General features: G+C 52.5%; 24 protein-coding genes. 4 read left to right on the forward strand and 20 right to left on the reverse strand.

Translation table 11 applies throughout. The annotated features are described in order from the left end of the window. Positions 1 to 25: 25 nt before the first annotated feature. From FEF65_RS06315 to FEF65_RS06340, 6 genes are all read right to left on the reverse strand, one after another. On the reverse strand, positions 26 to 547 hold the full coding sequence (locus FEF65_RS06315; RefSeq protein ID WP_138238962.1) for a protoglobin domain-containing protein: 522 nt from the start codon (positions 545 to 547) through the stop codon (positions 26 to 28). Between the two features lie 53 nt (positions 548 to 600). Beyond that, positions 601 to 966: a roadblock/LC7 domain-containing protein gene (locus FEF65_RS06320; RefSeq protein WP_138238961.1), complete on the reverse strand. Its 366-nt coding sequence runs from the start codon at positions 964 to 966 to the stop codon at positions 601 to 603. Between the two features lie 241 nt (positions 967 to 1,207). Then, positions 1,208 to 1,729 carry a protoglobin domain-containing protein gene (locus tag FEF65_RS06325; protein WP_138238963.1) on the reverse strand — a complete coding sequence of 174 codons (522 nt, stop codon included), beginning with the start codon at positions 1,727 to 1,729 and terminating at the stop codon, positions 1,208 to 1,210. 230 nt (positions 1,730 to 1,959) lie between these two features. Next, positions 1,960 to 2,325: a roadblock/LC7 domain-containing protein gene (locus FEF65_RS06330; RefSeq protein WP_138238961.1), complete on the reverse strand. Its 366-nt coding sequence runs from the start codon at positions 2,323 to 2,325 to the stop codon at positions 1,960 to 1,962. Positions 2,326 to 2,361: 36 nt separating this feature from the next. Then, a complete protein-coding gene (locus FEF65_RS06335; protein WP_138238964.1) occupies positions 2,362 to 3,111 on the reverse strand; it encodes an oxygen-binding di-iron domain-containing protein in 750 nt (249 codons plus the stop codon). A gap of 42 nt (positions 3,112 to 3,153) precedes the next feature. Continuing rightward, on the reverse strand, positions 3,154 to 3,540 hold the full coding sequence (locus tag FEF65_RS06340) for a hypothetical protein (protein ID WP_238701224.1): 387 nt from the start codon (positions 3,538 to 3,540) through the stop codon (positions 3,154 to 3,156). 173 nt (positions 3,541 to 3,713) lie between these two features. On the opposite strand from FEF65_RS06340, the gene FEF65_RS06345 reads away from it, so the two are divergent. Beyond that, positions 3,714 to 5,240 (forward strand): metallophosphoesterase family protein, encoded by a 1,527-nt coding sequence (locus tag FEF65_RS06345; RefSeq protein ID WP_138238966.1) that lies wholly within the window; start codon positions 3,714 to 3,716, stop codon positions 5,238 to 5,240. Between the two features lie 195 nt (positions 5,241 to 5,435). Here the strand turns inward: FEF65_RS06345 and FEF65_RS06350 are convergent, their stop codons facing one another. The 7 genes from FEF65_RS06350 to FEF65_RS06380 all read right to left on the reverse strand — a co-directional run bounded on the left by FEF65_RS06350 (position 5,436) and on the right by FEF65_RS06380 (position 8,984). Further along, positions 5,436 to 5,834: a roadblock/LC7 domain-containing protein gene (locus tag FEF65_RS06350; RefSeq protein WP_138238967.1), complete on the reverse strand. Its 399-nt coding sequence runs from the start codon at positions 5,832 to 5,834 to the stop codon at positions 5,436 to 5,438. 35 nt (positions 5,835 to 5,869) lie between these two features. Beyond that, entirely contained in the window at positions 5,870 to 6,355 is a 486-nt protein-coding gene (locus FEF65_RS06355; protein WP_138238968.1) for a roadblock/LC7 domain-containing protein, read from the reverse strand. Next, positions 6,348 to 6,692: a hypothetical protein gene (locus tag FEF65_RS06360; RefSeq protein ID WP_138238969.1), complete on the reverse strand. Its 345-nt coding sequence runs from the start codon at positions 6,690 to 6,692 to the stop codon at positions 6,348 to 6,350. The genes FEF65_RS06355 and FEF65_RS06360 overlap by 8 nt, the downstream gene beginning before the upstream one ends. A gap of 212 nt (positions 6,693 to 6,904) precedes the next feature. Then, positions 6,905 to 7,228: an outer membrane protein assembly factor BamE gene (locus FEF65_RS06365; protein ID WP_138238970.1), complete on the reverse strand. Its 324-nt coding sequence runs from the start codon at positions 7,226 to 7,228 to the stop codon at positions 6,905 to 6,907. Next, positions 7,228 to 8,187 (reverse strand): ADP-glyceromanno-heptose 6-epimerase, encoded by a 960-nt coding sequence (rfaD, locus tag FEF65_RS06370; RefSeq protein WP_138238971.1) that lies wholly within the window; start codon positions 8,185 to 8,187, stop codon positions 7,228 to 7,230. Before rfaD ends, FEF65_RS06365 begins: the two co-directional genes overlap by 1 nt. Positions 8,188 to 8,229: 42 nt before the next feature. Beyond that, a complete protein-coding gene (locus FEF65_RS06375) occupies positions 8,230 to 8,628 on the reverse strand; it encodes a hypothetical protein (protein WP_138238972.1) in 399 nt (132 codons plus the stop codon). Next, entirely contained in the window at positions 8,625 to 8,984 is a 360-nt protein-coding gene (locus tag FEF65_RS06380) for a pentapeptide repeat-containing protein (RefSeq protein ID WP_138238973.1), read from the reverse strand. Before FEF65_RS06380 ends, FEF65_RS06375 begins: the two co-directional genes overlap by 4 nt. A gap of 266 nt (positions 8,985 to 9,250) precedes the next feature. Here FEF65_RS06380 and mdh point away from each other — a divergent pair, with 266 nt between their 5' ends. The 3 genes from mdh (at position 9,251) to sucD (ending at position 12,640) form a co-directional block, all read left to right on the forward strand. Further along, positions 9,251 to 10,231 (forward strand): malate dehydrogenase, encoded by a 981-nt coding sequence (mdh, locus tag FEF65_RS06385; RefSeq protein ID WP_138238974.1) that lies wholly within the window; start codon positions 9,251 to 9,253, stop codon positions 10,229 to 10,231. 370 nt (positions 10,232 to 10,601) lie between these two features. Next, positions 10,602 to 11,768 (forward strand): ADP-forming succinate--CoA ligase subunit beta, encoded by a 1,167-nt coding sequence (sucC, locus tag FEF65_RS06390; RefSeq protein ID WP_138238975.1) that lies wholly within the window; start codon positions 10,602 to 10,604, stop codon positions 11,766 to 11,768. A gap of 2 nt (positions 11,769 to 11,770) precedes the next feature. Further along, positions 11,771 to 12,640 (forward strand): succinate--CoA ligase subunit alpha, encoded by an 870-nt coding sequence (gene sucD / locus FEF65_RS06395; protein WP_138238976.1) that lies wholly within the window; start codon positions 11,771 to 11,773, stop codon positions 12,638 to 12,640. A 234-nt stretch (positions 12,641 to 12,874) separates the two neighbouring features. Here the strand turns inward: sucD and FEF65_RS06400 are convergent, their stop codons facing one another. The 7 genes from FEF65_RS06400 to FEF65_RS13380 form a co-directional block, all read right to left on the reverse strand. Then, the gene (locus FEF65_RS06400) at positions 12,875 to 13,738 is read right to left on the reverse strand and encodes a zinc-ribbon domain-containing protein (protein ID WP_138238977.1); all 864 of its coding nucleotides are present in this window, start codon (positions 13,736 to 13,738) and stop codon (positions 12,875 to 12,877) included. A gap of 275 nt (positions 13,739 to 14,013) precedes the next feature. Then, positions 14,014 to 14,319, reverse strand: a complete 306-nt coding sequence (locus FEF65_RS06405; protein ID WP_138238978.1) for a hypothetical protein — start codon at positions 14,317 to 14,319, stop codon at positions 14,014 to 14,016. A 184-nt stretch (positions 14,320 to 14,503) separates the two neighbouring features. Continuing rightward, complete coding sequence (locus tag FEF65_RS06410; protein ID WP_138238979.1) at positions 14,504 to 14,767, reverse strand: VF530 family protein; 264 nt, start codon at positions 14,765 to 14,767, stop codon at positions 14,504 to 14,506. 256 nt (positions 14,768 to 15,023) lie between these two features. After that, positions 15,024 to 15,896 (reverse strand): AraC family transcriptional regulator, encoded by an 873-nt coding sequence (locus FEF65_RS06415; RefSeq protein WP_170304426.1) that lies wholly within the window; start codon positions 15,894 to 15,896, stop codon positions 15,024 to 15,026. A 218-nt stretch (positions 15,897 to 16,114) separates the two neighbouring features. Beyond that, entirely contained in the window at positions 16,115 to 16,846 is a 732-nt protein-coding gene (locus tag FEF65_RS06420) for an EAL domain-containing protein (RefSeq protein WP_202978240.1), read from the reverse strand. Between the two features lie 134 nt (positions 16,847 to 16,980). Then, the gene (locus FEF65_RS06425; protein WP_138238981.1) at positions 16,981 to 17,409 is read right to left on the reverse strand and encodes a BLUF domain-containing protein; all 429 of its coding nucleotides are present in this window, start codon (positions 17,407 to 17,409) and stop codon (positions 16,981 to 16,983) included. Next, positions 17,406 to 17,651, reverse strand: a complete 246-nt coding sequence (locus FEF65_RS13380; RefSeq protein ID WP_161595192.1) for a hypothetical protein — start codon at positions 17,649 to 17,651, stop codon at positions 17,406 to 17,408. Before FEF65_RS13380 ends, FEF65_RS06425 begins: the two co-directional genes overlap by 4 nt. Positions 17,652 to 17,697: the final 46 nt, after the last annotated feature.

A 17,697-nucleotide genomic window follows, 5' to 3' on the forward strand; every position in this document is an offset into this window, starting at 1 on the left:
TTTTTTACCCTGTATTGTCAGCTGTTCAGCCGAAGCTCATCAGTGTTTCAAGCAACTTCTGATTCATGCCGGTCACCTCAGACATGCGACGCATACGATCTTCGTGGTATGCACCGACAATAATCAGGGCATCAAGATCGAGAATGGCGAGTGCAGCCTGCAGAGCGGCCGGATCTTCTTTGATAAGAATCTCGGCAAAGGCGCGACGCAGAAATGAAGTGATGACTTCAACAAAGTAGGGGGCAATTTTAGCCTTTACATGGGTTTCACCGATTTTGTAACGGCGATCAAAGTAGGCATCGCCATAGGTGCCGTTGAAGAGCTCTTCCATCCACACCTTGTGGGTTGCCTTCAGCTGGTCGACACGGCCAGCCACAATTTTTGCAGCGATCGGGTCATTGGAAAGTGCGCCATAAAATGCATCGGTGATGGCGTCCTGATGCTTCATGACAATATCTTTCAGGCCCGGCAGTACCGGAGCGTATATTTCATCAAATTTGTTGAATGCCTTGGCTTTTTCAAAGCTTTCCTTGGTGGCTTGTGCCATTGTAATGTACCTTCCTTTTTAATTGTTCAGTGATAAGTAGTGTAAAACGGTGATCAGATGGTCTGCGCCAGTTGTTCCTGAGCCTGACGGGCTTCAAGGAAAACAAGGCCGAGGTTGGCGCCTTTGGAGACCGTGAGAATAAGAGCTGCGCGTCCTTCAATGTCGAACAGCAGAATGCCGGCATTGCTGCCGCGGATGTTGACCTCCTGAAATTCGCCCACCTTCAGTGTGGTGGTGACGCGTTTGGCAAGACTGCCGAGGGCTGCGCCCATGGCGGCGGTTGCATCGCCCTGGTTACCGCCGAGCTGGTCGGCAATCATCATGCCGTCCGGACTGATGACGCCAAGTCCCTGGATATCGGCTGTTGCCATTTTAAGGTCGTTCAGGATTGCATTAATTTTTTCCTGTTTTGTTGCCATGTTCTGTACCCCTTTCCCTTCATTGTGTTTTCGTTGCCAGTCTTATGGTTGCTGGTCTGTACAGTTTGTTGCGAGCACTGCAGGGGTGGCGGATTATTTGATCACTGTCATCCATGCAGTTGCTGTGAAAAGGAAAGCCCCGATTTCCTTTTCGACTCTGATGCCCGGCTGTTGCCTGTATATCAGAATCTCTTTGAGGGTCGCGACAGCAGCATAGGCTGTCTGACCGGTGTGCGATGATTCAGCCGAAACTCATCAGCGTTTCGAGCAGATTGAGATTCATGCCGGTTACATCGGACATCCGATGCATGCGATCCTCATGGTAAGCGCCAATGATAATCATGGCGTCAAGATCAAGGATGGCCAGTGCTGCCTGTACCGCAACAGCACCCTCAGCGACCAGGATCTGGGCAAACGAGCGGCGCAGTGATGAGGTGATGACCTCAACAAAATACGGTGCGATCTTGGCTTTTACATGCGTTTCGCCGATTTTATAACGGCGATTGAAGTATGCCTCACCATATTCACCATTGAACAGCTCTTCCATCCAGACCTTGTGCGTTGCCTTGAGCTGGTCGACACGACCGGCCACGATTTTTGCTGCGATCTCATCGTTGGCGAGTTCCTTGTAGAAGGCGTCTGTGATGGCGTCCTGGTGCTTCATGACGGTTGCTTTAAGTCCCGGCAGTACCGGTGCGTAGAGTGTATCAAAGTTGTAGAAGTTTTTTGCTTTGTCGAAGTTTTCTTTTGTGATATTTGTCATGCATCTCCATCCTTATTGATCCATTGCCAAAGGCAATGGTCGCTACTTTGCCGCGAGTAGTGAGCTGGCAGCAAGCGGTGGTTGCTTATATGAAGTTGTGCCCATTGAACCGTTGTTAGCGGCAATGGGCACAATTCTGTCGCGAATCTTTGATTGCCATGTTAGTTGATGGCGGGTTACGGAATAAAACGTTATTTTGAAGTATCTGCCCCTCGACGGAGGGGCGGATATCAGATGGTCTGTGCCAGTTGTTCCTGTGCCTGACGGGCCTCAAGGAAAACCAGACCGAGATTTGCGCCCTTGGATACAGTGAGAATCAATGCTGCACGCCCCTCGATATCGAATAGCAGGATGCCGGCATTGCTGCCGCGAATGTTGACCTCCTGAAACTCGCCCACCTTCAGTGTGGTGGTGACGCGCTTGGCAAGACTGCCGAGGGCCGCGCCCATGGCCGCGGTTGCATCACCCTGATTACCACCGAGCTGATCGGCAATCATCATGCCATCCGGACTGATAACGCCAAGGCCCTGGATGTCGGCTGTTGCCATCTTCAGGTCGTTCAGAATTGCATTGATTTTTTCCTGTTTTGTTGCCATGTCTACCTCCAGTTATTTAAGTTGTGCGTAATTAAGTTATGCGGGCAGTTTGTATATGTCTTGCATATAGTCTGCGCCAACTTCCAGCCCTTCGACCCAGTCGATAAAGCTGTTGCACATTGCTTTACCCTTGAAGATAGCGCCATGTTGCGGTGCGATGGTTTCAATATCGAGGCCGCGCACCATGTTGGCCCAAAGTCTGCAGGCCGTATTGCTTGCCATATAACGCTTGTGGAAGCCGTCCATGTGTTTTACATGTGCATCGAAATCCTCGACAAAGCGGTAATCCACAAGTGCAGCCCCGAGATCGCCGGTGTAAAGGATTTTGGAAACCGGATCATACACATGGAAGTTGCCTGCCGAGTGCAGGAAGTGCGCCGGAACCAGCATCAGCTTGCAGCCGTTGAGGTCAAGCGTCATACCTTCGTCCGGAATCGTTTTCATTCTGTCCATGACACTGCCATCGACGCCGAAGTGGGCTACAAAGCGACGCCAGATGCCGGACATATATGCATCCGCATCCGTCACCATGAGCCAGCCATTGATGGAGGCGACAATATCCGGGTCCTGATGAGATAGGAAAAGATAGTCGAGGGCGGAAGGGGAAAGATACTCGGGCATAGCCGAGAAAATCTTTGAATATACCTTGTGTCCACCCGGATCAAGCAGCATGCCTTTGCCGTTATGAATGATCAGGTGCTGATTGGCTGACACCATCTCACCTTCGGTGAAGTCTTCGAAGAAGATATTACGATGTCCGCTCTGATCAAATAGAATATCGGCCATTTAGTTGTTCCCTCCCTGGTAAGTATTTGTCTCTGTGAACCCTTAAGAGTAGGAGTTCATCGCATCGGCGATGCGATCTCTGAGCTGATTTAAAACCTGTTTAACGCCACGCGGAACACTTGCTGTGTCCAGTACAAGAACGTACGGGGTCTTGTTGATGACGATGTCCCTGAGTACCATCAGATGACTGTCTTCCAGAATCAGAGCGATGCAGGTAATGCTTTCGTATTCGCCAAGACGTGCTGCATGATTGCCCACGCGGATTAACTCCGGCGCGATTGCGGAGATGCCTGCGTGGGAAATGGTTCCGGCATGACATACAGGCAGTCCGTGATGATCGGCCAGAAGCAGCGAACGCAGGCCATGTTGGCTGCGTGTGTCCTCAAGTATGCCATGCAACCGCTTATCCAGTTTGATTGATGTATTCACCCTGTTTAGCCCTCCCTTGCCATGGCGGTAATATAACCATAAGACAGGGGTGGTTGCCACAAAAATATTGTGCTTCTGACAAGGGGAAATATTCTGAATTTGGCTGCGGGGGTTTGACCTGACTGCCCTCATGACGTAGCCATCAGGCAGTTGTATTCAGGAGTCAGTATTCTATGGAAATATCCATAATTGGTCGGCCGGGGGCGGATTGTATTGCCGATGAGGCAAGGGTTGAGCAGCTGCTCGGAATGGAGCCTGTCAGCTTCTCGCACAGGGGTATTTTTACCGGTAAGCCCGAGACCTGTATTTACAGTGATGGTGAGCTGGTGTTGAAAATGAACCGAAACCGCCGCTTTCCAACGGGCAGTGTGGCCGAGCAGTGGTGTCGATCCCAGCTGGCGAAAGAGGAAGAGTATGCGGTTTATCATCCGGCCAGAATATGGGTGGTGCTGCAGATAGAAGGGGAGTGGATGGCGGCCAACCTGACACCCTATATGATGGCCCTGCATCAGGTTGACTTTAACGCACTTCCCTCTGCCGAGCGCATGTCGCTGCTGGAGCGTCTGCTGGCGTGCTACGTGGATTTCCTGTCCCGTTTTAATCTGAAGCTGGATGACGGATTGTCGAACTTCGCCCTGTTCGAGGGTGAGCTTTATTATCTGGATGATGATATTTATCCGTGGGATCATTTTACGGCCTTTACGGCGATGCTTGGGCACTGGTTGCGTTTGTCCGGCAAGCTCGGTCTGGATGAGGATGCGTGGAAGCGACTCGGGACTGTGCTTAAGCCTTTGCTTCGCACCTACTCGTCGGATGCCGGTGATATGGTCTGTGAGGGGCTTAAAGATCAGATCGTGGGACGCAGTGAGTCCCTGAAGGAGTCATTTCTTGATACCCTTTGTCCGCGCGCTGTCTCGGTGGCTGCGGCGAAGGCCGAGGGGCAACTTATATCGGGTGAAGCTATTGCGGTGATTGCCGATATTCATGCCAATCTGCCTGCATTTGAGGCTGTATTGCAGGCAATCGATGCGCGAGGAATCAGTCGTTATCTGCTGTTGGGTGATGTGGTGGGATATGGTCCCAATCCAAAGGCCTGTATTGATCTGGTGCGTGAGCGGGAGATGTACTGTTTGCGCGGCAATCATGATCACTATGTGGCCTATGCCGGTGATGTCAGGGTGGCCATGGGGATTATGGCCAGGCGGACTGCTGACTGGACGATAGGGGTGCTCGATGAGTCGGATCGGCGCTGGCTGGCGGAGCTGCCGGTTCGCTATCGTGGTGATAACTGGATGGCGGTGCATGGTGCACCGGTCGACAAAAGTTTCTTCAATGCTTATGTCTATGATATGACCGCTGAGAGAAATCTGGACTGGCTGATTGAGCATGAGATGCCGATCTGTTTCCATGGTCACTCCCATATTCAGGGCGGTTATGTGCGAATGGCCGGAGAATCCACGCAGGTTCTGGCTGAAAATGGTGTGCTGCAGACCCGTGAAATGGAGGCGGCTCTGGTTTGTCCGGGCTCCATCGGTCAGGCGAGGGTGGGTAATCCGGTGGCTCAGGCGGCCATCTATTATCCGGATGATCGCAGTGTGGAGATGTTGGCGATTGAGTATGACAGTGGCCGGTTAATCGAGGATATGAAACGTGAAGGATTTCCTGAGGAGTTGATTCGGCGCATTCGTCAGGGGGTTTAGTCGATACGGATCGTCGGGGTGCTACTGATCATCGGTAAGTAAAGGTGAGGGTATTGCAGTAGTTTTTTTCGGTCAATCAGTATGCGCTGGAAAACAGTGGCCGAAAGAGCCGGGGGAGATCGTGCAGGAAGGCTGCCTGTAAAACGAACAAAGCCTTCAGCGGTTGGCTGAAGGCTTTGCGGCAGATGGTGATTGTTATGGGCAGAGCGGTGAAACGGCTTTTAGTGCATCTCTGGTTGCCATCCAGCCGGAGCCGAGATTGGTAGTGATGCGGGTGATGAAGACCAGCAGGTACTCAGGCTTGTCCGGCACAATGGCCATGAAGTGGTAGGTGCCGTCGGTGGTCATCTGAATTTCCTTGATGTGATACTTCAGTTCGTTGCCGCGCTGTGCTGCCATCATGGATTCGACGGCGGTAATGGTTTTACCGCGAAAAATGTCGACAGAGGCTGCGCCTACTGCATCAACGTACGACTGCGTGAAGTAGGGGATGTTGTGGTAAGCGCCGACAATCAGACCGTTATTGAGATCAACAACGGCTGCGGCAAGGCCTCCATTTACCTCTTTGACAAGTTTTTCCAGTGTTTGGTTCATTGGGTCCCTCTCCCTCAGATGGTTGTGCTGGCAGTTTAGCGGTTTTGTGCTTCCTGCATAACGCGCTTGACCAACTCCTCCAGCAGTGCCGGTTTCTTCTCTGCTGCAGGTTTTGCCTGTTCACTCATTTTCTTTTCTTGTTTGGATTTGTTGATGAGGTCGACAATGATTTCTACCTCTTTGCGTGCGTGGCCAAGCAGCATGCCCAGCTTCAGTTCGCGGCTCCCCATCAGGGCAAGCAGCATATCCGGGCCGGCATGGATCAGTGCAACGGTGTGGCCGCGTGACTGGGTCACAACCTGAATGCAATCCTCATCATCGCCGCCCTGAATGGCGAGAGCATCACCAAGCGAGAGCATGGATGAGCACATGGCGGCAATTGCATCAGCTTCAATATCAATGCTGGCGGCATAAGCAACTGGCAGGCCGTCAACGCTGCACAGCAGGGCGGCATTCAGATGGGCTTCTCTGGCGACAAGCTGACCGAGCTCGTCATGACAGGCTTTGATATATTTATCCAACTATATGCTCCTTATAACCGTCGCCCAACAGAGCTTTGGCAATGCATTCCACAATTCTCCGGATCAGGCGCTGTACGCCGGCCGGAACCTTGCGGCATAAAATCGACAGGTAGATTGACTCGCCATCGAGTCGGGTCTGATACATGATCAGCATGCGTCCGCGCTCAAGTATCAGCGCGCTGCATACAGGCTCACCCAGCTGCCCGATGGTCGCCATCTTACTGGCATTCTCCATGATTGACGAGGAGTAGGGGGCAAAGTCTTCGCCTGGTGAGTCGCCGACTTCAGCCATTGCCAGTCCCTCTTCGTTGACGACAAGGATGAAAATAAGATCCATCTCTTGCAGCAACTGTTTAAGATCATCATGAAGTGAAATGTCCTATCCCCCTGTAAAACAATAGAAAACGCGCATAATTTACGTGATCATCGGGATAGTGTCAACCCGATTGGCAAAAAATACCAGTATAATTCAGCTGTTGGTAGCGAATGTGCGGGTGATTATCGGCGCTGGATCATGTGTGGTCCACAATGGCATGGTGCACATGTGGCTTATTCGCTCTTCTGCACTTGTTTGTCAAAGCCGAATCGCTCGATGTCGGTCACGCGTTTGGCGTCGTCATAGTGTATTTCAACTCTGCGCTTGATGAGTTTGCCGCTATCCTTGTCTTCATACTCTTCATAGTAGACGGCTCTGTCCGGATGCATGGCGTCGTTCAGCGTCGGTGCACCGAGAATCTGCTCAATGTGAAACTTTGTGTCGCCTTTCTGAATGCGATCGACTTTGCCGACCTCAAGCCGGTTGCCCTGATGGATCGGTTCCGCAGTGCAACCGGCCAGCAGCAGTATAAGGATGGCGATTCTAGAAGCGTGCATCAGTAGATCTCCAGTGGGCCGCGGTGGCCTTGTTCGAGCAGGGTAATGTACTCTTTCATGCCGTCCTCCAGCGACCATTCCGGCTGCCAGCCCAGAATGATGTTGCTGTCTGTCAGGTCGGCTTCGGTGTGTTCCTGGTAAAAGCTGTGCGGATTATCAAAGTAGATGGTTTCCATCCGGTTGTTCAGGTTGTCCGAGAGGATATCGACGATATCGTTGAAGGTGCGTGCCCGGCCGGAGCCTACGTTGCATACGCCTGAACGCGGTGCATTCAGTGCGGCCAGATTGGCATTGACCACATCGCGAATATAAACAAAGTCACGTTTTTGCTCGCCATATTTAAACAGGCGGGGCGGTTTGCCTGCCTTGCGCTGCTCATACAGCTGCAGGATCATGGAAGCGGTTTTGTTGCCATCTTTTTCATTTTTGTGAGTCTCACCGGGACCATATACATTGAAGTAGCGCAGGCCGATCAGTACGGCCGGGTGTCGTTCATACCAGCGGGCGGCAACGCGGTCCATGGCCAGCTTGGAGAAACCGTAAATGTTTTCCGGCTCCTCACCATGTCCGACCCGGTTGGGGGCGGGGGAGTTGCCATAGGTGCCGGCAGAAGATGCATAGATGACCCGTGTGCCCGAGGTACAGCTTGCCTTCAGGATGCTGGCAAAGGCATTGGTGTTGACCTCCACCATGCGTCGCTGATCCATGATGGTAGTGTCGGTAATGGCGGCCTCATGAAAAACCGCCGCAAATGCGCCGGCGGCAATCTCTTCAAGCAGAGCTGGATCGGCGCAGTCACAGGCGCGCACTTCGCAGTCAACATGTATCAGGTTTCGCCAGTCACCGGAGGAGAAGTCATCCACAACGAGGACATCGGTCCCCGGTCGATTGCTCAGTGCTGCGGCAATATTGGAGCCGATGTAGCCGGCGCCACCTGTTACAAGAATTCTTTCGCGCATGCGTCCTCTTCCATTTGATCTGTTGGTTTGCCCGGATGGTGGTCAGCTGGCTGCTGTGCCGGCTCGTTGCTGTTGCAGTTGAGCCAGGGCGTCGCAGGTGGCCTCGTTACAGAGCGGGTAGCCAAGCTTGCCATTAACGATGGCGGCAATCTCCGTAGCCGGCCGTTGCAGGATATCCATGTGGCTCAGACCAGCCTGGGCAAAGATTCGTGCAATCCATGAGCCTACGCCTGCATGATGTCTGATGCGAACAATGCGAATCAGCTCGTCGCAGCGTTCAGGTGATACTTGCCCGCCGGTTGCTTTGGACAGCTCATCTGCATCGCTGTCGATAAATGAGTCAACAGGCTTGCATAACAGTTTAAAAATGACCCATTCGCTTTCCGAGAGAAAGTCTTTTTCTTCCTGAAGCGGGAATGCTCTCTTTTGTTTGTTATTCATTCGGTATAAGCAGTCGGGCCGGCAATATATGCGCCTTTCATGGCCCACTTGCTGATTTTTGCCAGTGTCCGGTTGGCATGTGTCAGGTTTGCCCGGCGCAGGCGTGCCCCGGTCAGATCTGAATTATAGAGATTGGCCAGATTCAGGTTGGCACCGCGAAAATCCGCTTTTTGCAGGTTGCAGTCAGACAGGTCGCTGGAGCGCAGGATGGCATCCCTGAAATTACAGCCGGAAAGGTCACAGCCGGGCAGCTTGGCCCCTGTCATGTCCTGTCCTGAAAAATCAAGCCCGGAGAGGTTTTTACCCTGTATGGTCCTGTTCTCCTGTATCTCTTTTAGCACCGTCGCGACGTCCATATTCCCTCCGATATCATCGGCCCCTGTGGGCAGCATAATGTCAAAATGCTACGTACCGACTCGGATGGCGCAAGTGTTAAGACACGATGGCGTATTTCAGTTGCTTTTGAGGGGCTCGGGATCGTGTCGAATGGTCACGCAGACAGGGGGCTCTTCAAGGTTGCAATCAGGGGCGTTGAGGGCAGACTTTATGCAGGTGGCTTGCCATCAAATGATACAGCTTGTGACTGTGTGGTTGAGTGCACAAACAGGAAAGGAGTCGGAGTATGCGTTGGTCGAAAAAGAGTGGTAATGACAGTCCGGCGTTTCACCGTAAAAAGGTAACGGTCGTCGGGGCTGGTAATGTCGGTGCAACAGCTGCATTTATGGTGGCCCAGAAAGAGCTGGCGAATATTGTTCTGATCGATGTAATGGATGGTGTTCCGCAGGGGAAGGGGCTGGATATGTATGAGGCATCCCCTGTGATCGGATTTGATGCCACGGTGATGGGAACCCAGGACTATGCCGATACTGCCGGATCCGATCTGGTTATTATTACGGCCGGTGTGGCGCGAAAGCCGGGCATGAGTCGGGATGACCTGTTATCGGTCAATGTCAACATTGTTGCCGGGGTGACAGAGCAGATTGTCCGTTATTCTCCCGACTGTGTGATACTTGTGGTGACCAATCCGCTCGATGCGATGGTTTATACGGCGTTGAAGGTCTCCGGCTTTCCCAGGGAACGGGTGATAGGCATGGCCGGCGTGCTTGATTCGGCACGGATGCGTGCATTTATTGCCAGCGAGCTGGATGTTTCTATTGAGGATGTCAGTGCTTTTGTGCTGGGAGGACATGGTGATACCATGGTTCCGCTGCCTCGCTATTCAACGGTGGCCGGCATTCCGATTACCGAGTTGCTCAGTCCGGAACGGGTTGCTGCCATCTGTCAGCGAACTGCCGATGGTGGTGCGGAAATTGTTCGCCTGCTGAAAACTGGCTCTGCCTATTATGCGCCGGGAGCATCGGTGGTCGAAATGGCCGAGGCGATTCTGAAGGATAAAAAAAGGATTCTTACCTGTGCGGCCTATCTTGAGGGGGAGTACGGGGTTGATGGCTATTACCTGGGGGTGCCCTGCAAGCTGGGAGGGCGCGGCATTGAGAGTGTGATTGAGCTTGATTTGACCGCTGATGAACAGCAGCAGCTTGAGCAGTCACTGGCAGCGGTCAGGCAGCTGGTGCGTGATGTGGATGCGCTCGAACATTTTTAGGGAGATGCTGATTGATTACCCTCCTGGCAATAATCAGTTCGCAAAGATAAAAAAGCTTTTACTGTTGCTTGTAAATCAGGCACTTACGTGTCTCATCGGACTCGCTGCATCGTGCAGTGCGCCGGCAGTGGTAAAGCCTGCATCGCGGTAACTCAACGTATCCATGCAGTGATTTTCGGGAATCGCTGAGAGCTCCGTGTATGCCATCGTGGACGCCGTGTCATAATCCGGCAGGATTACTGCCTGAATATGCGCAGTGTGCCGGCACCGGCAAACGCGGCTGCTGGCCGCCTGGCGATAGCCCGGATATGTCGTGGTATGTTGGTCCCGATTGTTGCAAACCCACATTTTCCCGGAGAAAGGAGCGATCTTGAATATACATGAATATCAGGCCAAAGAGATCCTGAAACGTTTTGATGTGCCGGTTCCTTGCGGGCGTCTGGCGCTATCGGTCGAAGAGGCCGTTGCCGCTGCTGCCGATCTGAGTGGTCAGGTTTGGGTCGTGAAGGCCCAGATTCATGCCGGAGGCCGGGGAAAAGCGGGTGGGGTGCGCCTGTGCCGCTCTGTTGAAGAGGTGCGGGAAGCAGCGGACGGGCTGCTTGGCAGCACATTGGTAACCCATCAGACCGGTGCGTCGGGAAAGCGTGTGAACAGGCTCTATGTTGAGCAGGGTGTCAGCATTGCGCGCGAGTATTACCTCAGTTTGCTGGTCGACCGGGAAAGCGAGTCGGTATCATTTGTTGTCAGTCCGGCCGGCGGTATGGCGATCGAAGAGGTGGCGCTGGCATCACCTGAAAAAATTCTGACGTGTCCGATCGATGGCAGTGCGGGACTGACGGCCGATGATTGTGCCACCATGATTGCCATGCTCGGCCTTGGTGAAGCTGCAGCAGCGGCATTCCCTGCTCTGGCCGCATCCCTCTATCGCGCCTTTTGCGAAAGCGATTGCAGTTTGCTTGAACTGAATCCGTTGATTGAAACAACGGATGGAGCCCTGATCGCACTCGATGCCAAAATGGCGATTGATGATAATGCCTTGTATCGCCATGCCGATTTTTCGGCCATGCGGGACCTGGATGAAGAGGATCCGAGAGAGATTGAAGCTTCTGCACATGGTCTCAATTATATTGCCCTGGATGGCCGGATTGGCTGCATGGTCAACGGTGCCGGGCTGGCTATGGCAACGATGGATATTATCCAGCTCAAGGGTGACCGGCCGGCCAACTTTCTTGATGTGGGAGGTGGCGTGACTGTCCATGCCGTGTGCGAAGCATTCAAGCTGCTCTTTTCCGATCAGCAGGTGAAAGCAGTGCTGGTCAATATTTTTGGCGGTATTGTTCGCTGTGATATTATTGCGCAGGGACTGCTTGAGGCGATTCGCACGCACCCGATGCAGGTGCCGGTGGTGATGCGTCTGGTGGGTACCAATGAGGAGCAGGGTCGGCGACTGATTCACGAGGCCGGACTGGATGTGCGATGGGCTGCTGACCTTGATCAGGCGGCCGAGCTGGCGGTTGCTGCCGCAAAGGGGATATAGCGATGGGCGTATTGCTGGATCGACACACCCGTGTCATCTGTCAGGGTTTTACCGGTCGGCAGGGTTCATTCCATGCCAGCCAGATGATTGAATATGGAACAACGCTGGTTGGCGGTGTGACCCCCGGTAAGGGCGGACAGACTCACCTTGACCGCCCTGTTTTTGACTGTGTGGCTGATGCTGTCAGGCAGGAGGGAGCTGAGGCCTCGGTGATTTTTGTGCCGCCACCCTATGCTGCAGCGGCAATCATTGAGGCGGCGACGGCAGGAATCAAACTGATTGCCTGCATTACCGAAGGTATCCCTGTACAGGATATGCTGGAGGTGAAACGCCGGATTGAAGGTATCGACTGTATGCTGATCGGTCCGAACTGCCCGGGAATTATTACGCCCGGTGAGGCCAAGATCGGTATTATGCCGGGGCATATTCATCTGCCGGGCAGGGTTGGCGTGATCTCCAGATCGGGTACACTGACCTATGAGGCGGTTGCCCAGTTGACTGACGCGGGGTTAGGCCAGTCCACCTGTATCGGTATGGGCGGCGACCCTGTGCATGGTCTTGATTTCATTGATGCGCTGAAGCTGTTTGAGGCGGATGATCAGACTGAGGGTGTGATCATGATCGGTGAAATTGGCGGCGTCGATGAAGAGCATGCTGCCGAATATATTCGCGATCATATCAATAAACCGGTTGTCGGTTTTATCGCCGGAGCCACGGCGCCAAGTGGCAAACGTATGGGCCATGCCGGTGCGATTATTTCCGGCGGTAAAGGAACGGCCGAAGCCAAGTATGCGGCTCTTGAGGCTGCCGGTGTATGCGTTGAACATAATCCTACGCTGCTGGGTAAGCGCATGCAGGCGCTGCTCGACTGAAGAGGTAACGGGCAGTCATCAGGGAGTCAGTCTGGTTGTCTGCCTGATTAGCGGGGTTGTCTGGTGCAGGGATACTCTGAATAAGTCAGAATATCCCTGCTGGCCATGCCTGGTTTTGTGAGAAAAGGGAAAATCGTACTTTTTCCTTTTCGTGCTGAATCACTACCGGGACGCAGGCTTCATCTGATCCCTGGAAGCGCAGGGTGAATCAGCGCTTCTACATAGATGAACCGATCATGGCGCTGATTGCGGAGCGGGAGGACCTTCTCCTTCTGCTTTCTTTTTGCGAGTGCGTTTCTCTATCTCGTGACTGATCCAGTCGGGAACCATCTCCTGTTTGGCCGCATCGGTGATGCGGGATGCCAGAAAACGATCCTTGCACAGCTTGCGCAGCTCGGCGGGCTGCTCAATCCCCTGATCCATCAATTGCATATACAGCTGTGTATCAAGTTTTGTCGTGGCTAACAGGTGAAGGCGGATCCACATCTCTGCCGCCAACTCCCTGCATGGCTGTGATGGTTGCTCAGGGCCCTCAAGCAGAGACTTGTCGGCACTGCCTGTTTCCGTGTGTTGCGGGGCGCTGACCTCCTTCTTTGATGTGTCTGTCGGGAATACACTCATCGGTTTGATGAGCTCTTCCGGGATGACATGGTCGGAACGATCACTGCTTTTTTCAAACCATTGCGGAAACTGTGTATAGATGAACAGTCCGGTACCGGCACAGAGAAGAATGGTCAACAGCACAGCAAAGAGCAGAAACTGGGTATTCAGTTTTTTCTTCAGCCTGACCGGCCGGGGACTCTTTTCAACTGATACAGGTTCATTTTCATCGGTAGCAGGTGCGGCGACTTGTTCCGCTACAACAGCGGGAGGAGTCACTTGCGCCGGCTGCTCTGGCATGGGGGGATGGTGCTGATCCGCTTCGGCAGGGCGAATCTGTTCACTGCTGCTGACAGGTAATTTATCCGGTGTTCCGCTAATGACGATGCGAAAGGGTTGTTGGCAGTGTTTGCAGCGGATCTGTTTGCCCAAAGCCTGACGCATACGGTCGTTGACCCCGTACTTGTTCAGACAGTGCGGACACTGGATATACTCCACATGGACCTCCTGATCGATTCTGTTTCCCGCTACAGTGATTGATGCCCGGATAGAAAATGCACGGTGAACTGAAGGTGATCAAGGGTTTCTATCAAGTTGTATGCCAGATATGTCCGGATGCGTGCTGCGCTCAATGAGGTTTACAGAAAAAAAGGGTGTTGTAGCAAAGGCGGGAGTATATCTGTGCAGTTTGATACAGAGCCATACTTGCATGGCCTGCCGCATCACGTTTCGGTCGGATGGGATGGGCAGGCCATGAGTATGATATTCACTACTTACATGGCATCTTCGATAAATGAGAAGATGTGGCCGGAGTCATCCTGACAGGTGATCAGTGATGCAACGCCCGGGATGATCAGCTTTTCCCTGACGATGCTGCCACCGGATTCGAGAAAACATTCGGCGATATGATCGACGGAACATACTTTGTTCAGTTTGCCAAGGGTGGCAATATTGACGGTGAAATAATCAAAAGGCGCATCTAGTTTTTCAATATCCCAGCCACTTGCGGTCATCTTGCGTTCAAAATATGCATCTGGCTGATACTCGTAATTCAGGTCGGATACTTTCACTCTTAACATAGCAGACCTCCATTCGGATATTCTGATCAGTTCTGGTGCCTCATGTTAATCTATATCGCAGAAAAGCGGGTGACTATTAAAACGGCTTACATATCAGACTTCCAGCATATGGCATGCCAGCCGGGATGTTCATTCAGGAGATACTGCATTTTACCTGGATGGTAATCAATCAGCGCCGAGCCGGTTATTGCTTATCCAGCTTGGCCCACGGCGAGTTATCCTTGCGCTTTTTTTCGGCCAGCATGGTGAGGTAGAGCTGTTCGACCTTTGCCCGTGCCCAGGGCGTTTTGCGCAGGAATTTCAGGCTCGATTTGACCGACGGGTCTGCGTTGAAACAGCGGATTTTGACGTGAATGCCCAATGCTCCCCAGCCATAATGGGCTACCAGCGCGTTGATGATGGCTTCAAGCGTCATGCCGTGCAGCGGGTTGTTCGGTTGCTCATTCATAGTCAGCCTTTGTGGTCAATGGTTATGGAAATGAGGCTGACTCTAGCTCAAAGCGGGCAAACAAACAGAAGCAGGTATCCGCACGGGCGCATGATGAAAGGATGCCTGGCTACAACGTGTATCACATGTGCTGTTGCAGGGAAGCACTGATCCATTCACAGCACTTCCCTGACGACAGTATTCGATCCGCTCAGCCTGAAATGAAGTCAGGGCAGATATTCACGCGAGAGGATAAAAAATCGCTCACAGCCACACGCTACTTTAAGGGCAGGTAGATATCGGTGAGCAATTCATGCTCGGGTACGTCCGGGAGCAGTTTCAGATAGTGAAAAAAGAGGTGGGCATCCCGCAGCTCTTCGCCACTCTCCGGCAACCACTCACGGTAGAGATAGTAGATCTTCTCACCAATCTGATCGAGAGGTCCGGAGTGGCGTAGCACTGCACAGCGCCCTCCGGGAATCACACCGCTTTTCACGCCTTGCACGTTTTCCGGCACATCCGAAGAGACCTCGCCGCAAATATCGAAACGGAACTTCTCCGGCTCCACAGTGGCCGGATCATCGTAGACCAGTCCCAGCGTGCGACTCGATTTTACCGGAGATAATCCGCTCTGTTGGCGCCACTCGATAAATTGCATCACCGAATTATTAACCAGTTCCGGCGCTCCGCGGTGTTCCAGCACTGCGACCCTGGTTGTTGCAAAATCAACTATATTGACTTCCATTTTCTCGCTCCTTTGCCTTGGCGGCGGTTGGAACAGCTCGTTCCACGGCTTCCATAACGGCTCTTTTCTGAATTGAGAGGGGGATTGCCCGAACGACTGCTTAAAGGCACGCGAAAAAGATTCCGGATTTTCAAAGCCGGCATCCAGCGCGATATCGATAATCCGCTCTTCTGTGCAGAACACCAGCCGGTACGAAGCCCGCCTGAGTCGCATCATACGGATATAGGCGAAGACACTGATGCCCGCATACTGCGAAAACTGCCGATGGAAGTGGAACTTCGAGAAGTTGGCTACACGACTCAGCTGCTCAATGTCGAGCGGCTCAGCCAAATGATGATCGATATAGTCGAACACCCGTTCAAACCGTTTCACATATGACTTTAGCGTTATCTCATTCACTGACATTTTCCTCACAGTGCCAACTCTGCTGTGCTATCAGAGTGCAATCCTGACTGATATTGCTCTATGGCGATGCCGACAGGGAAGCGCTGATGTGCCAGTGCTTCCGTGAGGGAGGGCCATGATTGCCGCCGGTGGCGGGGGACGGCTCAGGCTTTGGGCGAAGCTGGCCCTGTTGATCGTGCAGATTGCAGATAAGCGACGAGAGATAAAACGGTTGTAAATTACCCGGGAGGGAGGGATACCTCTGGAAGGCATTCAAATCCCGGCTTCGCGAACAGGTAGCCCTGAAACAGAGATATGCCTGTCTGGCGTAAAAAGTTGAATTCAGCCTCAGACTCGACGCCTTCGGCCAGCGGGTCTATGCCCAGCTCCAGGCATACCTGAATGATTGCTCTTACAATGGATTGCCGAGGACCATGCAGTTCAATGTCGCGTAACAGAGACATATCAAGTTTGATTATATCCGGCTGAATCTCGGCAAGCATATTCAGTCCGGCGTAGCCGGATCCGAAGTCATCAATGGCAATGGTGAATTGCTCCCGACGTGCATCGTTTAATACTGCCACGAGATGTTTTATGTCATGAATACATTCACTTTCAGTGATCTCTATCACTAATTGTGAGGTATGCATCCCGAGCCTTACAGCTGCCTGCATGGTGTCATGCACATAACGTCCGTTCTCAAACAGAATAGCGCCCGGTGTGAAATTAAGATTGATACGGCAAGAAATGCCCAGGTTTCTGGCCATGACAAGCGCCTTTTCCCGGCTGAGCTGATCAAACAGCATAAGTTTTGCCGGGGTAACTTTTCCAAACACTGCCCCGGGGGATTCATTGCATTTTCCGCGTAATAAAACTTCATAAGAAACAATCTGCCCGGTATCCATGTCGACGATCGGTTGAAAGGCATGGGTGAACTCAATACCACTGAAAAGTGAGTCATCTGTCATCATAATCGCCCTCCGTTGGGCCGCAAGCGTGGTAGCACTCCGGCCTGTTAAGGAATCGCAGATTAATCCAGCGATTCCGGGTGAGCCATGGACGGCGAACTGAGTTTTTGCCAGGAGGGCAATAAATCAGCATCTCATTAATGCAGCCGCCACATACCCTTCGTATATGCATGAAGAAGTTTTTTGGCTCGTCCTTCATCAATATCAGCAAGACAGGTGCTTTGGTCAAAGAAGTCATTCAGGCCATCAATCGAATTTAAATCTTCCCGGCTTACCGGGGCATAGCCCATACTCCAGTTGGAAAAGTGTCGGTGAGGGATCGCCTCCCTGACGATTTGCACGATATTGTAATGTCTTTTGTCTTGAGAAATTCGATCAAAAAGATGGCTTACCACGGTTTCTTCGCCCTCAAGCACCTGAAAAAAGCTGTTACCATCGAATAGCAACATACCGGTTACATTTAAGGCTTCATTGTTGTCTCTGGCTTTGGTCAGCAGCCCCAGAACTGTCTCATTGGTAAATCCAGCCCGATCCTTGCTGGCATAAATAATGTGAGTTAACCTCATACATGCTCCCGATACCTCGCCCCGGCATCTATTGATCTGCAAAGCTTGTGCCCAAATGTTTGAGCAAAAAGCATGCCGGAACAGGGGGCGATGCCTTTATCATGGCCAGTGATGCCGATATTAAGAGGTGGCTTACTGCATCCGCCAATGCTGGCAGGCGTTTGTTCAGTGATGCGAAAGGCCATCCGGATGGCCTCATTTTCGAATGAACGATCGATGCTTGTATCTCTATCTGCTGCCATTCAGGGTTTGAAATGGTTGTGAATGCGGTATGCGGCTCGGACAGCC

This window comes from Mariprofundus erugo (assembly GCF_005818865.1).
Classification (GTDB): domain Bacteria; phylum Pseudomonadota; class Zetaproteobacteria; order Mariprofundales; family Mariprofundaceae; genus Mariprofundus; species Mariprofundus erugo.

Bases quoted from the DNA above. Each gene is read 5' to 3' on its own strand.
- FEF65_RS06315 (WP_138238962.1), bottom strand. From the start codon at position 547: ATGGCACAAGCCACCAAGGAAAGCTTTGAAAAAGCCAAGGCATTCAAC.
- FEF65_RS06320 (WP_138238961.1), bottom strand. From the start codon at position 966: ATGGCAACAAAACAGGAAAAAATTAATGCAATCCTGAACGACCTTAAA.
- FEF65_RS06325 (WP_138238963.1), bottom strand. From the start codon at position 1,729: ATGACAAATATCACAAAAGAAAACTTCGACAAAGCAAAAAACTTCTAC.
- FEF65_RS06330 (WP_138238961.1), bottom strand. From the start codon at position 2,325: ATGGCAACAAAACAGGAAAAAATCAATGCAATTCTGAACGACCTGAAG.
- FEF65_RS06335 (WP_138238964.1), bottom strand. From the start codon at position 3,111: ATGGCCGATATTCTATTTGATCAGAGCGGACATCGTAATATCTTCTTC.
- FEF65_RS06345 (WP_138238966.1), top strand. From the start codon at position 3,714: ATGGAAATATCCATAATTGGTCGGCCGGGGGCGGATTGTATTGCCGAT.
- FEF65_RS06350 (WP_138238967.1), bottom strand. From the start codon at position 5,834: ATGAACCAAACACTGGAAAAACTTGTCAAAGAGGTAAATGGAGGCCTT.
- FEF65_RS06360 (WP_138238969.1), bottom strand. From the start codon at position 6,692: ATGGATCTTATTTTCATCCTTGTCGTCAACGAAGAGGGACTGGCAATG.
- FEF65_RS06365 (WP_138238970.1), bottom strand. From the start codon at position 7,228: ATGCACGCTTCTAGAATCGCCATCCTTATACTGCTGCTGGCCGGTTGC.
- rfaD (WP_138238971.1), bottom strand. From the start codon at position 8,187: ATGCGCGAAAGAATTCTTGTAACAGGTGGCGCCGGCTACATCGGCTCC.
- FEF65_RS06375 (WP_138238972.1), bottom strand. From the start codon at position 8,628: ATGAATAACAAACAAAAGAGAGCATTCCCGCTTCAGGAAGAAAAAGAC.
- FEF65_RS06380 (WP_138238973.1), bottom strand. From the start codon at position 8,984: ATGGACGTCGCGACGGTGCTAAAAGAGATACAGGAGAACAGGACCATA.
- mdh (WP_138238974.1), top strand. From the start codon at position 9,251: ATGCGTTGGTCGAAAAAGAGTGGTAATGACAGTCCGGCGTTTCACCGT.
- sucD (WP_138238976.1), top strand. From the start codon at position 11,771: ATGGGCGTATTGCTGGATCGACACACCCGTGTCATCTGTCAGGGTTTT.
- FEF65_RS06405 (WP_138238978.1), bottom strand. From the start codon at position 14,319: ATGTTAAGAGTGAAAGTATCCGACCTGAATTACGAGTATCAGCCAGAT.
- FEF65_RS06410 (WP_138238979.1), bottom strand. From the start codon at position 14,767: ATGAATGAGCAACCGAACAACCCGCTGCACGGCATGACGCTTGAAGCC.
- FEF65_RS06415 (WP_170304426.1), bottom strand. From the start codon at position 15,896: ATGTCAGTGAATGAGATAACGCTAAAGTCATATGTGAAACGGTTTGAA.
- FEF65_RS06420 (WP_202978240.1), bottom strand. From the start codon at position 16,846: ATGATGACAGATGACTCACTTTTCAGTGGTATTGAGTTCACCCATGCC.
- FEF65_RS06425 (WP_138238981.1), bottom strand. From the start codon at position 17,409: ATGAGGTTAACTCACATTATTTATGCCAGCAAGGATCGGGCTGGATTT.
- FEF65_RS13380 (WP_161595192.1), bottom strand. From the start codon at position 17,651: ATGGCAGCAGATAGAGATACAAGCATCGATCGTTCATTCGAAAATGAG.